The organism is uncultured Brachyspira sp. (assembly GCF_934747485.1).
Taxonomy (GTDB): Bacteria; Spirochaetota; Brachyspiria; order Brachyspirales; family Brachyspiraceae; genus Brachyspira.
The window spans coordinates 1-14,290 of sequence record NZ_CAKVGN010000028.1 but is presented as its reverse complement, the minus strand read 5'-3'; the positions used below and the strand labels follow the sequence as shown (position 1 = coordinate 14,290).

Genomic DNA, 14,290 nt, shown 5'->3' with positions numbered 1-14,290 from the left:
TACTATATTACAAAAATAATTACTTTTAACTATAATAATATATATAAAAAATATTACAAGCTATTTTCAATATACTCTAAGATACTTGAACAATAATTTTCCACTCTAAAAATTGATAAAATGTCGTTAGAAAGTAATTTTCTTTTTATGTTGTTATTATTAATATATACTTCATACATAGAATTAGATATATCATTAACACTGCTCATATCACAGCTTATGCTGCAATCTTTGGCAGCCTCATAAACACCAGAATGTTTTGAAATAATAGAAATACAAGAAGAGTAAAGTGCCTCTATAACAGTAAGCCCAAAAGGTTCATTGATAGCAGGCATAACAAGACAGTAGCTTCTATTAAGTAAATCCTTCTTCTCTTCATCACTGACAAAACCAACAAATATAATATTTCTCTCCATTCCAATAGTGTAAACTAATTTTTTTAATTTCTCTTCATATCTGCCTTTTCCGGCTATTATAAACTTCAAATCTTTATTATCAATTCTCTCTAAAAAACTCTTAAAAGCAATTATAGCATTTTCTATATTCTTAACTTTTTCTAATCTTCCCACATAAAAAAAATGCTCTGCCTCTCTTATATTCATAATATCATCAAAACCAGTTACACAAGGATATATAACTTTGCTGTCTCTATTATAAACACGCCTTACAGAATTTGAAGTTCTCTCACTATTAGCCATTATATAATCTATAACACTCACACCTAACCTATCTAACTTCATAGTATAGCGTGCCACAAAATCTAAAGTTTTCTGCTTAGCCTTATAACTTTTATCATCTTCGCCATAAAGTCTAACACTCGGTTCATGACAATACCAAAAACTTTTAGGAAGTTTTATAGAGTTCTTTTTAGCATATTTATAAGCCAAACCAAAAAATATAGTTGCTGGAAAATTATGAATCAATATTGCATCATAATCTTTTAATTGATATGCCAAAAATTTAGCAGTTTTCCTAAAGATAAATGGATTTAAAGTTATCTCAGTTTTTATTTGTTTTATATAATCTGGAACATTTTCTCTTAATCTATAAGTATAAATACAACACTCAATATTATACTTCTCATACAAATGCTTAACTGTAGCAAGTATTACATTCTCTGCCCCGCCGTTATATCCAAAAGTAGGATGCATTATAGCTATTTTTTTTATCTTCATTTTATTATAATAATTTATTTTAAAATAACTTACAATAGATTTTTTTTATTATTCAACATAATATTTTTTATATTGCTCAATTAAATAAATAAGACAAATAATGTTCTTTATTTACATACTCTTTTATATTCTTATTATCAATAAATATTTTTCCATATCCTTTTTCTTTCATTATTATAATAAATGAATCTGTGATGCCAAAAATTAAATTATCCATATTAGAATAAAAATCTTTTGGAGCATTATATTTTTTTAATATTTCTTCACTGTCATTTACTAAGTCTTTAAGATAGGGGCTTATTAATTTTTGACTCTCTAACTCAAATGTCATAAACATATTATCTATTTCAGAAAGCTCTAAATCTTCTACTTTTAAAGCTCTTTTATATAAAGATATTGTTTTATCATCATAGTATAATATATTAAAACTTTTAAACTCTTTAAGTTCATTATAATAATCATCATAATTATCAATATAATTTAAGATACTCTCGTTCATTAATGATTTCCAATGTCTTTTTTTAGAATCTTTCACATAAAGTTCAACCATGTCTTTATTTTCTTTTATTTTATCTTGCAAAAACTCTTCTGAAAACTCTCTAACTCCATTAATATATGAATTTATTTTTTCTTTTCCACTTATAAAAAGATAATCAAAATTAAATATATTAGCAGAGAATATTTTCTCAGACATATATAAAACACCTTCATAATTAATCAAATTAAATATTTCTACATTATGCAGCCTTATTATTTCTGCTTCATCTTCTCTTATAATTTCAAAAACGCCTTCTATTTTTACAGGCTCTCTTAAAGTTTTTTTAATATTATCACCAACATAGTAAGCAATACTGTCATAAGGCTTAAACTCAATAACATATTCAATTTGTGATTTTGAGGTATCATCTAATTTGGTTTTGAATTTTATTTCAGCAAAAGTTGCAGGCTCATATTTATAACTTCTATTACCCTCTAATGAGTGTTTAGTTGTTAAAATTGGTTTATCATAATAATCTTTAACTGCTATTCTCTCAGATGAAAAGTAAACATCATTTATAATAAACCCATTATCATTATTTATATATATTCTTCCTATATATGAAAAAACATCACTTTTAGGCAAATATAAATCATTATAATTATCATTTGTTCTATGCTCATAAACATAAACATATATATTGTTTACTTTATCTTTAAGCATAAAAAAATTATTTTTATAAAATCTTACAGGATTTTTTTTAGCATTATTTTTAGGTATATTAATAATTATTATGACAATAGCTACTAAAATCACTACTGCTAATAAAATTATTATATCTTTATCCATAAATAATTTAGTTATTAAATTTTTCATAATATCTCCTATTGTTGTTATGCTCGCCTCAGATTAATGTAAGATACTAACTAAACTTCTCAGCTGCTTTGGCTCATTTGTTATATTTTTAATCTTAATAAATTATTATTACTTAAACTTTTTACTTAATCAAAATTTAATTTATAAACTTATTTCATAAATTTACTTGCTAATTTATAAACTTGTTTTATTTCTTTTATTTCTAAATTCCAATTATTTAATTCTGTTTCAATTAATTTGGGATATTTTTTACTTATATCTCTTAAAGCATTACCTACAGATTTTCTTACATATTCACTATTATCCTGCTTTAGATTTGATAATCTTTTAATTGCTTCAATAGGATTTTCTTTGAAATATGGTTTGTTTGTCCATATTCTTAAACCTTCAGTTACAGCACGTCTTGTATTAGGATTACTATCATTTAACCATTCATCAATAATAGATTTTTCGTATCCTAATCTTTTACAATATTCATCAAAAGACTTTGCCAATATTTCCTGAACTCTCCAATTATTGTCTTTTGAAACTATATCTTTCATAAAATTAAGAATTTCTTTGTCTTCGGATAAATAACCAAATAAGAATACTGAGTACATTCTTACTTGATATGAATCCGATTTATAAGATAAATATGCTAATTCTTTAATATGATTATTAGATTTGAAATCATATAAAGCTTTCTTTTCTATTTCTTTAAATCCATTGCTTATTTCTGAAAATTCTTTTTCTAAACTTTTAATGTAATCTTTCAACTATATTCTCCTGATTTTATAAAAAGGATATTCTTTAATTATAATGATATTTACAAGAAGTGATTATTAAATTATCATTTTCTATATGATAAACTAATCTATGCTCCAAGTTAATTCGTCTGGAATATAAATCTTTTTTATCATATTTTAATTTTTCAGGTTTACCAATACCAGAATATGTATCTCTAATAATATCTTTAATAAGTTCATTAATCTTTTTTACAATCATTTTATCATTAGACACCCAAAACATATATTCCTGCCAAGCTCTCTCATTAAAAACTATTTTCATTTTTCAAGCTCTTCAAGTTCCTCTAAAGTTTTAACTATAACTTTTCCATTATCTTCCATACTAATAGCTTCATCTAAATATTGCTGTTCTTTTATCATGTCAATAATTTTAGCTAAATTTTCTTCAGGCATATTGTCTATAATATTTATTAATTCTTCTTTAACTGTCATAATTATTCCTTAACAATCGTTTAAACAATTACTTATTAATAGTATAGATAATAATTAAAACAAAATCAAATTCTATATTTATACATTACAAATCAATTATTTCCCATTAAAAAAATTAAATAAATAATGACTTTCATTTAAATAATTTTTTAAATTATCTATAGGTATAAATATTCTTTCTGCAATTTCTTCATATTCATCTGCAGAGTAATTAATATCTAAATCAGAATATTCAGGCATTACAATAATTCCTGTATCTGTTAAAAGAAATATTAAATTATCTATATTGTCATAAAAATAATCAGAAATATCATATTTAGATAACAACTCTTTATTATCAGTAACGAAATCTTTTAAATAGGAACTTATACTTTTTTCACTATCTAATTCAAATATAAGAGAATTATTCTTTACAATAGCTTTTTTAGTATCTTTATCTGTTTCTACAGTTCTTTTGTATATGCATATTACTTCATCATCATAGTATGATATATCAAGGCATCTAAAGTCTTTAAATTTCCTATAATATATAAGACCAATATAATCTAAAGGACAGAATATATCAAAAAGTGCATTTTTATGGTTCAATTTCTCTTCAAGTTCTTTTCCTTTTTCTTGTTTGAATCTTTCATCAAAATTATAAGATCCGCTGATAGCCATATTTATTTTTTCTTTTCCTTTAATAAAAGGGTAATTGAAATTAAATAAATAATTAGTAAGCATTTTCTTTGTTTCATCAACTCCCAAACCTTCATATTTGTAAGATAATTTATCAGGAAAACTCATCTGTTCAATTGGAACATAAAATTGTTTTACTTCTATTTCAGGCTTTCTAATAACTTCAAAAACTCCTTCTATTATTTTATTTTCAATATCCATTGTATATTCAATTGTAGATGTTCTTTCATAATCTAATTCTTTTTTGAATGTTATACTTGCTAATTTGTCTCTTACATCTTCTTTTGAATACCAGCCCTCAAATTTAGGTTTATCATTTGGATTAAATTCATAATATTGAAAAGGGGTTTCTATTTTGTATTGTCTGTAATATAAATCCTTAAAATATTTTTTGTCATAATCATGGTAAACCACAATTTCATCTATGTATAATTTACTAGTTTCATGAATAATTAATTCATCGCCGTTATTTATAAATATTTGACTTGGGAAACTGTCAAAATATTCATTTGCAAAACTGTCAAATTGTCTTTTTCGTTCATCTTCTGCCCAATTGTTGTTTAATGATAGTATATCCTCCATTTTAGAATGGTGATCGTTAAACCATTTTGCATAAGCCTCATCTTTATATCTGTAGCAGTTAATATATATATTATTTACTTTATCTTTAAGCATAAAGAAATCTTTTCCATCTACTATTATTTTATTTTTAGAATACCATTCCTTTGAACGCTTCTTTATATACATAAAAATAATATAAAAGATAATAATAAAAACTAAACCTATAATAAACTTAGTATTGTCATCTTGATTTAATAGAAAGTCAAATATATTTTCCATCATAAAAACTCCTATTGTTTTAAGCTATAAATGAGAAACGAGTTTATAGCTTAAAAAATTATTTTTTGTTGTTATGTTTATCTTTTATAGTTATTAATAAACATTATTGGTAAAAACAAAAAGCTCTAACTAATAAAGTGAATAAAAAAATATGATTTTTTATATAAATCCATTATTGTATCTAATTACAATTTTTTAATATATTCTTCAATATAATTTTTTTAATTTACGCAAATTAATTGATGAAACTTGCTGTGTTCCTTCATAAACAAACATTTCAAGTCCTTCATTAGTAAATTTAAACTCCATGTGAGCATCATTTGTAGATATAGTTTTATAATGATTTTCTGATACTTTTGATAATCTATCATTTTCTACAACTCCTTTTATAGCTCTGTCACTTTCCATAACAACATCTATGCACTTTTTTACAACTTCTATTGTAGATTCATCATTAGGATAATTAATTTCTATACCATTATAACCTACAATTATAAGAAGCGATTTCATATATGTTTCATCAGATGACATAAAATATTGTCCGTATAGCTCTTCAGGTATATTTGTGTTTTTTTCTGTTTTTTTAGAACATGCAATATTAGTTACTAAAAAACTTGAAATTAATAAAAAGAATAAAAATTTAAAAATACTTTTCATTATATAACCTCCCTATATAGTTTTTATTATAAAAATATTTTTTACTATGTAAATAATAATTTATTGATTAAACAAATAATATAAATAATGATCCTTCTTTATATTCTCCTTTATATCATCTAAAGCAATAAATAGTTTTTTATCTCCGCTTTCTCTCATCAATATAACACCTGCTTCTGTTATAAGAAAAATCAAGTTATCTATATCCTTATAAAAATTATATCTTTTTAATATCTCATCAGCATTATTAACAAAATCTTTAAAATAAGGTGTTATTAATTTCTCATTATCTAAATCAATTATGAGTGATATATTATTTACTGTAAGATTATTATTAACTTCTATCTTAGCAAATCTCTTGTATACGCATATTGTTTTATCATCAAAATAAACTATATTATCAGCATTATAAAAATCTTTTAGTTTGTCATAATATTTAGTTTTAATATCATTAAATGGCATACTCTCATGTTTCTTTAAAATCTCTTCGACATTTATTTTCAATTCGTTTTTTTTCTCAAAATATGATTTATTATCTATATATGAATTGATTTTATCATTGTTTTTTATATTGAAATGATACAAGTCAAATAAATAGGAAAGAATACCTATAAAATGATTATGTTTTGCAGACTTACTAAATATTAATTTAGAATATTCTGCATTAATATCAGGATTTCTATTTACTTCAAAAACTCCATTTATAATTTCAGAATCAGATATTTCCATACTATAGTTAATTTCTGTTTTATCACTATTAAAAAAATCATTAAGAGAACAATCAAATTTTATAATAGCTTTTTCATTTCTTTCTATAAGAAAATCATACCAGCTAAAATATTCTTTATCATTTTTTTTATTATCATTAAAACCATAAACAACAATATAATTATCCATGAAATTACTGAGTATATTATAATACCCTTTTAACTTATCATTGTTTATAAATATATTTCCCAAAAAACCACGCATTACAGATACTACTCCGCCATAATAAGCATAACAGTAAATATACATATTATTTACTTTATCTTTAAAAGTTATAAACATTGAACTCTCTTCATAAATAGTAGGAATATATCTTCTTTTATATACATAAATAAGAGAAGAAAGTAAAACAATCATAATAACTATAAGAATTAAATATTTGCCAAATACCCATTTACAATAATATAAAAAATTATCAGTTTTAGCTCCGTTTAACACCAATGTAGCTGCTATATCTTCATTACCTTTATCAAGTGCTATTTCAAGCCCTCTGTCTAAATTCATTTTGAATTTATTTCCAAAGAATAAAAATTTCTTTTTTAATAGCCTTTTTAACATAGGCTCATTTTCTTTATTAACAGCTAACAAAAACTCATCATTTATATCATCATTGTTTTTATAATGTTTCAAAATAATTTCAGCAACATCATAAGAATAATCATCTACAGCACTGTAAAGGGCTGTTTTACCATTAATAGATTTTTTATAAACATCAGCATTATTTTCAAGTAAGAACTCTACTATATCGGTGCTGCCTCTATATCCTGAATAAGTATAAAGCAAAGTATAGCCGTCATATACTCCATTTATATCATATTTCTGTACAAACTTCTTAACATCTTCTAAATCCCCATAACCTTCTGCAGTATTTTGATATTCATATTCTAAAGTATCTATTTCTATAACATTATATTTTTTATAAAGTTCTATTTTTTTATTTAATGCTTTTTCAAGAAGATTGTCTATATATCCTTGAGGGTCTTTTGCCATTTCTTTTAATTCATCTTCATTTGTAAACATTTTATCAAAAAGATTTTTATAGTAATTAGTATCATATTGCTGTGAATATAAAAATAAATATGTTATTATTAATAAAATAAAAGATAACATTATTATAAAGATATTTTTTTTCATAAACCATTCCTTTTATTTTTATGAATATTATATTATAGATAGATATACGTCAATAGTGTATATTAAAACTCATCATATAAGAGACATAGATACTGCATACTTTTTTATTTCAAAATATTTATTGTCTATAATATAAATATCACCATAAACAAATGATAAAAAACATTAATTAAATAATATAATGCAATAAAAAATGTATTTTAAATTATTAATAAATTCATTTAAATCAAAATAAATATTATCATCTAACTACTGCTGCTATATCTAAGATAATACTGCACAATTTATATACTTTAAACAGTTATTATTTTCAAAGTATTGTTTTTTTTGAAATTAATTTATAAAATAGAATAAAATTATACTACTATGGATAATTTATGAAAAGAATTGGTATTTATATAGATTTAGAAAATATTGCTCATTTAAACTTTAATGTTAATTTTAAGTTACTGCTTGAAGATATAATTAAATTTTATAAAAGTAATTTAAAAGATAAAGATATTTATTATTCAATAAAAAAAGCTTATGGCGACAGTAAATCTATAAAATCTTATGGGAAATCACTTAGAGATTTGCATATAGATATAATTCATTGTGTGCATACAAACAAAGAAAAAAATATGTCCGATATGATTTCATCTATAGATGCTTTTGAAGATTTTGTATTTTATAAGAATATAGATATAATAGTATTTGTAAGCAGAGATGTTGATTATACTGTTGTGATGGAGAGACTAAAGCGGTATGGAGCTATAACCGCAATAATTACAACCATTACTAATGCTGATAAAGATATTTTTAAAAGTGTTTCTAATAAGATTTTTCAAATAGAGAAGTATAAAGCAAAAGATAATGATAAAACTAATCAATTATTATTAGATGAATATAGTTTGCAGTATTTGAAGTTTTTTTATAATAGAGTTATTGAAGTTTATAATAAAACGGAGAGTAATAAGTTTTCTATATCCGATATATGCAATAAAGTAAATATGGATTTTAAATTAGAGCAGGGCGAGAGTGCGGTAGAAAAGACTTATTTTAAAAAAATAAAAAAATTATTTAAATATTTAATTGAAAATGATATAGAAATAAAAGTTAATAAGGATTATTTTAGTATAGATGATATTGAAAAGCTTCACTATTTTTTTAGAAGTTTAGATTAAAAATAATTATTTTTTAATATATTTGGAGAATTGTTTATGATTAATATTGCTGTTATTGGTTTGGGTTTAATGGGCGGCTCTTTAGTTAAGGCTTTAAATGGTTATAATATATGGGCTTTGGATACTAATAAAGAAGCAATAGATAATGCTTTAAAAGATAAATATATACAAAAAGCAAGTTCTGATTATTCAAATATAGAAGAGATGTTTTCTTGGGCAGATATTATTATGTTATGCACTTTGCCTTCTATAGCTTTGGATATTATAAATAAATATTCATCACTTATAACAGATGATAAAATACTATCAGATTTCTGCGGGGTTAAGACTGATATATTTAATGCGGTAAAAACAAAAAAGTATGTATCACTTCATACTATGGCAGGCAAAGAAAAGGGAGGATATAATAATTCAAGCGAGTTATTATTTAAAAACTCTAATGCCATAATAATAGCTAATGATAATGCAAATAAAGAAGACATAAAAAAAATAGAAGATTTGGCTTTAAATATAGGATGCAAAAATATAATTGTATCAACAGAAAAAGAACATGATAAAATGATAGCATTCACTAGTCAGCTTATGCATATAATAGCATGCTCTATAGTTAATCATAAAGATTTTTTAGCTTCGATTGGTTTTGAAGGAAATAGTTTGGGGGATCATACAAGAGTAGGTACAATAGATGCTAATATGTGGAGCGAACTTTTTTCAAGAAATTCAGAGTATTTATCTTTATCTTTGGAAGAATATATAAAAAGATTAGAGGATTTTCAAAAAGCATTGCAAAGTAAAGACAGAGAAAAACTTAGAGAATTAATGCTAAGTTCTAATAGCATAAAAGAGAAATGGAATAATTTTAAAAATAAGTAATTATATTTTATAATTTTTTATTGTTCTTTTTCCCGCCTTACACGGGATGGACTTCGTTAAAGTTTTTGGCTTTTAATAAAGCTTTGCTAATTTTTAGTTAAAATATATAGTTTTTTATTCTATATTTTTTTAAAATGAGCATGATTTTTTGTATTCTTTACTTGCACTTTTTGGTTCTTTTTGCTGCGGGAAAAAGAACAATAAAAAAATTGACAAACTTAAAAATTGTTAGTATTTATAATTCAAATCAAAAATCACTTGTTTTTAAATTTTTTAGCAGCCTCTATAAAACCAACAAATATAGGATGCGGGTTTGTTATTCTTGATTTCAATTCTGGGTGAAACTGAACTCCTATCATAAATGGATGGTCTTTTATTTCTGCTATTTCAACCAAATCTACATCTTTTGTTTTACCTGTAATCATAAAACCTGCTTTTTCCATTTTCTCTATATATTTATTGTTAAACTCATATCTATGTCTATGTCTTTCACTTATTGTTGTAGAGTTATAGAGTTTATGAGCTAAAGAACCTTCTTTTAAATTGCATTCAAAAGCACCAAGCCTCATAGTGCCGCCTTTAAGCATGATTTTCTTTTGCTCTTCCATCATAGTGATTATTGGATTTTTGCAGTTTTCATTAACTTCTATAGTATTGGCATCTTCAAGCTTTAATACATTTCTTGCATATTCTATACTCATAAGCTGCATACCTAAACATATTCCAAAATAAGGCATTTTATTTTCTCTTGCATACTTTATTGCCTTCATTTTACCTTCTAAGCCCCTCTCACCAAATCCGCCAGGTATAATAAGACCATTAACATCTTTAAAATATGCAGATATATCTTCTTTACCTTCTAATTCTTCAGCATTTATCCATTTTATATCAACATTAATATCATTATATATTCCGCCATGATTTAAAGCCTCTATTAATGATATATAAGCATCTTTCATAGATACATATTTTCCAACTACAGCAATAGTCACTTTTTCATTTTGTATAGCTATATTTTTTTGCTTAGTTACCAATTCTGTCCAATGAGATAAATCTATTTTAGCTGTTTCCAACTTGAAATGCTTACATACCACATCAGAAAGTCCCTGAGCCTCAAGCATCAATGGTACAGAATATATATTAGGTTCGTCAAAGTTTTCAAATACATTTTGTTTAGGCAAGTTACAGAATAATGCTATTTTAGATTTATGAGATTCTTCTAAATGCTTATTTGTTCTGCAAACCAAAATATCAGGTATAATACCGCTTTGCATAAGCTCTTTTACACTATGCTGAGTCGGTTTTGTTTTAATCTCTTCAGATGAACTTATAAAAGGTATCAATGTAACATGTACATACAAAACATTATCCTGACCTAATTCTGTTTTTACCTGTCTTATAGCTTCAATATATGGCAACGACTCTATATCCCCAATAGTACCGCCTATTTCTGTGATTACTATGTCAGTTTTTTTAGGATCATTTTCTCTGTATATTCTTCTTTTTATTTCATTTGTAATATGAGGTATAACCTGAACAGTTTCGCCAAGATATTTACCCTCTCTTTCCATATTTATAACATGCTGATATATTTTACCAGTAGTAACATTGCTGTATTTATTTAAATTTTCATCAATAAATCTTTCATAATGCCCAATATCCAAATCTGTTTCAGCCCCATCATCAGTAACAAAAACTTCACCATGCTGAAAAGGACTCATAGTGCCCGGGTCAAGGTTGATATAAGGGTCTAATTTTTGTATAGTTACACTCAAACCGCGAGCCTTCAATAGTCTTCCAAGTGAAGCAGCTGTTATACCTTTACCAAGTCCAGATACAACTCCGCCTGTTACAAATATGTGTTTAGTATCCATAGTTTCCTCTGTTATTCCTTTAATATTTTGATTATAAACAATATCATTAAAAAAATATAAAATCAAGGTAAATTTTTTATTAATTATAATATTTTTTGTTATATTTTAAAAATAAAATTTTTTTAATAATTATTTCTTAAGAGGTATTAGTAAATATTATGATAAGGTTATTTATTAGTTTAGTTATAGTTTTGGTTTTAGCTTCTTGTTCAGCTTCAAACAAAAAAGAAGAAAATAATGCTGCTGTTTCAGAAGTTGTTGCTGATTATGTTCAAGTAGATTCTCCAAATTCTTTTCTTCCTTTGGGCATAAGTATTACAGTAGCTCCTCCGGAACATGGACAAAATGCTAAATATTTTATAGCTAATAAAGATGTTGCTGAAGTTAATTTTGACTATATGAATAATAACTATACTTACAGAGCTTCAAAAAACACTAATAATCTGCTTTCTTTTTATGGAGATTATGTTAATAGCGGAAAAAACTTTACAGAAGAAGAAAATAATATACTTGTGGAATATAATACAACTTCAAATAATGAAAAGTTTACATTATGGAGAGTAAATGATGTTTATTATATTTTGTCGACACAGGCAGAAGATGATAAGGATTTAACTAATCTCTCATCGCTTTATATAAAATCAATACATTGGAATAAACAATAATATTTTTTATTAATAAAGTTGTTTAAAAATAAATATCAGCTTATTTTGTTAGTATCAAAAATTTATAATATTAACAAATTATTTTTAATTTTTATATAATAATCAAAAATACTAATTTATATTAGTAAATAATTGACAATTATCATTAGTAAAATATACTATATTGTATATAAATATATTGGAGTTTATATCTTATGAAAAAGATTAGCATTATTTTACTAATGATTTTTTTTGTTTTATCATCATGCAATAATAATACAGCAAAAAAATCTGCAAACAGCGGTGAGTTAACTATCATACATATGAATGATACTCATGGAAGAGATGAAGAAGAAATGATAGTAAACAAAGAAACAACCCCGCCAGAAACTAACTATATGTATGGGGCAGCAAGAAGGGCAACATATATAAAAGATGTAAAATCAACTAATAATAATGTTTTAGTTCTTCATGCAGGAGACACTATTACAGGAAGCGTTTACTCTACAGTATTTTTAGGAAGAGATGAAGTAGATATTATGAATATGATAGGAGTTGATGCTGCTGCAATTGGAAACCATTTTGTAGATTACGGTCTTGATAATTTTACAGAGATAATGAAAGAGAGAAAGTTCCCTACCCTTTCTGTAAACATAAAAAACAAAAATGACAATAGTTATTATGCTTTGCCGTATATAGTTACAAATGTGAATGGTCTTAATGTAGCTATAATAGGTATTACAACTACAGAATCAGTATACAGTGCATCAAGTATTAAAGATATAGTATTTGAAAAAGAGATAGACTCATTAAAAAGTTTCTTAAAATCTACACCTCTTAATACAACAAATGATGTTACAATACTTTTAAGCCATGTAGGTTATGAAGTAGATAAAAAAATAGCAGAAGCTTTTCCTAAAACTTTTGATGTAATAATTGGCGGGCATAGCCATACTGTTTTGGAAAAGGCTGATATTGTAAACGGCACTCCTATAGTACAAGCTGGAAGTTACGGAATGTATTTGGGACATATAGATTTATCTGTAAATAATGGAAAAATAGAAAAAATTGATTATAAACTTATACCTATGGACGGTAATATAAAACAAGATGCTGATATGCTTGCTTTTATTGATGAAATGAAAGGCACTGTAGACAAAGAATTTAATGTAAAAATAGGCAGTTTACCTGTAGAGCTTACTCAAGATGGAATAAGAACTAATTCTATGGCTTTAGGAAATTTTGCTTGTGATTTAGTGCTTGATTCCTACGACAATGTAGATATTGCTATAATAAACTCAGGAGCATTGAGAACCTCTTTACCATATGGTGATATCACTTTAGGTAAAATACAAAATGAGTTTTTCCCATTCAATAATCAGGCAGTAATAGTAACTCTAAATGGAAAAGATTTACTTGATATGATAAAAATATCTTATACCAAAAAAGGCAGCGGCGGATTCTTACAATATTCAAGAGGTGTTGAAGTGAAATATAGCACTGATGGAAAATTAATCTCAGCTAAACTAAATGGAGAAGATATCACAGAAAATAAAGATTATGTAATAATCATATCAGACTTTATATTAGACGGAGGAGATGGTTATCAAGATGCTGATGGCAGCCCTATAGGAAAAAAGGGTAAAAACATAGTTATGACTGGCAATGATATGCGTGATGCTATTATATCAAAAATTAAAGAGCTCAATAATATACCAGAAAGCTATATAGATAATAATCCGAGGGTGATATTTGAATAAAATAATTTAGTGTTCAACTTTTTATAAGAGAGTCTGTTTTTTATAAAGCAGGCTCTTTATTTTTTAGAAAGTGTTTTTAAAATGCACAGGAGCCAGACATATTGCAGTTAGGAATTCCTTAATTTCTTAAAGTATAGCATAGGTGTATCATAA

The 14,290-nt window shown here is 24.9% G+C and carries 13 protein-coding genes; 4 read left to right on the top strand and 9 right to left on the bottom strand.

Annotation, left to right across the window (positions count from 1 at the left end):
- Positions 1-53: 53 nt before the first annotated feature.
- The 8 genes from Q0H31_RS06700 to Q0H31_RS06665 form a co-directional block, all read right to left on the bottom strand.
- Positions 54-1,175, bottom strand: coding sequence for a glycosyltransferase family 4 protein (locus Q0H31_RS06700; RefSeq protein ID WP_295296607.1), 1,122 nt, complete (start codon positions 1,173-1,175; stop codon positions 54-56).
- Between the two features lie 76 nt (positions 1,176-1,251).
- Positions 1,252-2,529: a hypothetical protein gene (locus tag Q0H31_RS06695; protein WP_295296605.1), complete on the bottom strand. Its 1,278-nt coding sequence runs from the start codon at positions 2,527-2,529 to the stop codon at positions 1,252-1,254.
- Positions 2,530-2,678: 149 nt separating this feature from the next.
- Entirely contained in the window at positions 2,679-3,284 is a 606-nt protein-coding gene (locus Q0H31_RS06690; RefSeq protein ID WP_295296603.1) for a DNA alkylation repair protein, read from the bottom strand.
- A 34-nt stretch (positions 3,285-3,318) separates the two neighbouring features.
- Positions 3,319-3,576, bottom strand: a complete 258-nt coding sequence (locus tag Q0H31_RS06685; protein ID WP_295296601.1) for a Txe/YoeB family addiction module toxin — start codon at positions 3,574-3,576, stop codon at positions 3,319-3,321.
- A complete protein-coding gene (locus tag Q0H31_RS06680) occupies positions 3,573-3,746 on the bottom strand; it encodes a hypothetical protein (protein WP_295296599.1) in 174 nt (57 codons plus the stop codon). The genes Q0H31_RS06685 and Q0H31_RS06680 overlap by 4 nt, the downstream gene beginning before the upstream one ends.
- A 96-nt stretch (positions 3,747-3,842) precedes the next feature.
- Positions 3,843-5,264, bottom strand: a complete 1,422-nt coding sequence (locus Q0H31_RS06675) for a hypothetical protein (protein ID WP_295296634.1) — start codon at positions 5,262-5,264, stop codon at positions 3,843-3,845.
- A gap of 207 nt (positions 5,265-5,471) precedes the next feature.
- A complete protein-coding gene (locus tag Q0H31_RS06670) occupies positions 5,472-5,921 on the bottom strand; it encodes a hypothetical protein (RefSeq protein WP_295296597.1) in 450 nt (149 codons plus the stop codon).
- A gap of 60 nt (positions 5,922-5,981) precedes the next feature.
- Positions 5,982-7,823: an ankyrin repeat domain-containing protein gene (locus Q0H31_RS06665; protein WP_295296595.1), complete on the bottom strand. Its 1,842-nt coding sequence runs from the start codon at positions 7,821-7,823 to the stop codon at positions 5,982-5,984.
- 377 nt (positions 7,824-8,200) lie between these two features.
- On the opposite strand from Q0H31_RS06665, the gene Q0H31_RS06660 reads away from it, so the two are divergent.
- Together Q0H31_RS06660 and Q0H31_RS06655 are read left to right on the top strand one after the other, a co-directional pair.
- On the top strand, positions 8,201-8,986 hold the full coding sequence (locus Q0H31_RS06660; RefSeq protein ID WP_295296593.1) for an NYN domain-containing protein: 786 nt from the start codon (positions 8,201-8,203) through the stop codon (positions 8,984-8,986).
- Between the two features lie 36 nt (positions 8,987-9,022).
- Positions 9,023-9,859: a prephenate dehydrogenase gene (locus Q0H31_RS06655; protein WP_295296591.1), complete on the top strand. Its 837-nt coding sequence runs from the start codon at positions 9,023-9,025 to the stop codon at positions 9,857-9,859.
- 254 nt (positions 9,860-10,113) lie between these two features.
- On the opposite strand, the gene Q0H31_RS06650 is transcribed toward Q0H31_RS06655, so the two are convergent.
- A complete protein-coding gene (locus Q0H31_RS06650) occupies positions 10,114-11,733 on the bottom strand; it encodes a CTP synthase (RefSeq protein ID WP_295296589.1) in 1,620 nt (539 codons plus the stop codon).
- Positions 11,734-11,891: 158 nt separating this feature from the next.
- On the opposite strand from Q0H31_RS06650, the gene Q0H31_RS06645 reads away from it, so the two are divergent.
- Both Q0H31_RS06645 and Q0H31_RS06640 read left to right on the top strand, forming a co-directional pair.
- Positions 11,892-12,398: a hypothetical protein gene (locus Q0H31_RS06645; protein ID WP_295296587.1), complete on the top strand. Its 507-nt coding sequence runs from the start codon at positions 11,892-11,894 to the stop codon at positions 12,396-12,398.
- A 194-nt stretch (positions 12,399-12,592) separates the two neighbouring features.
- A complete protein-coding gene (locus tag Q0H31_RS06640; RefSeq protein ID WP_295296585.1) occupies positions 12,593-14,137 on the top strand; it encodes a 5'-nucleotidase C-terminal domain-containing protein in 1,545 nt (514 codons plus the stop codon).
- Positions 14,138-14,290 lie beyond the last annotated feature (153 nt).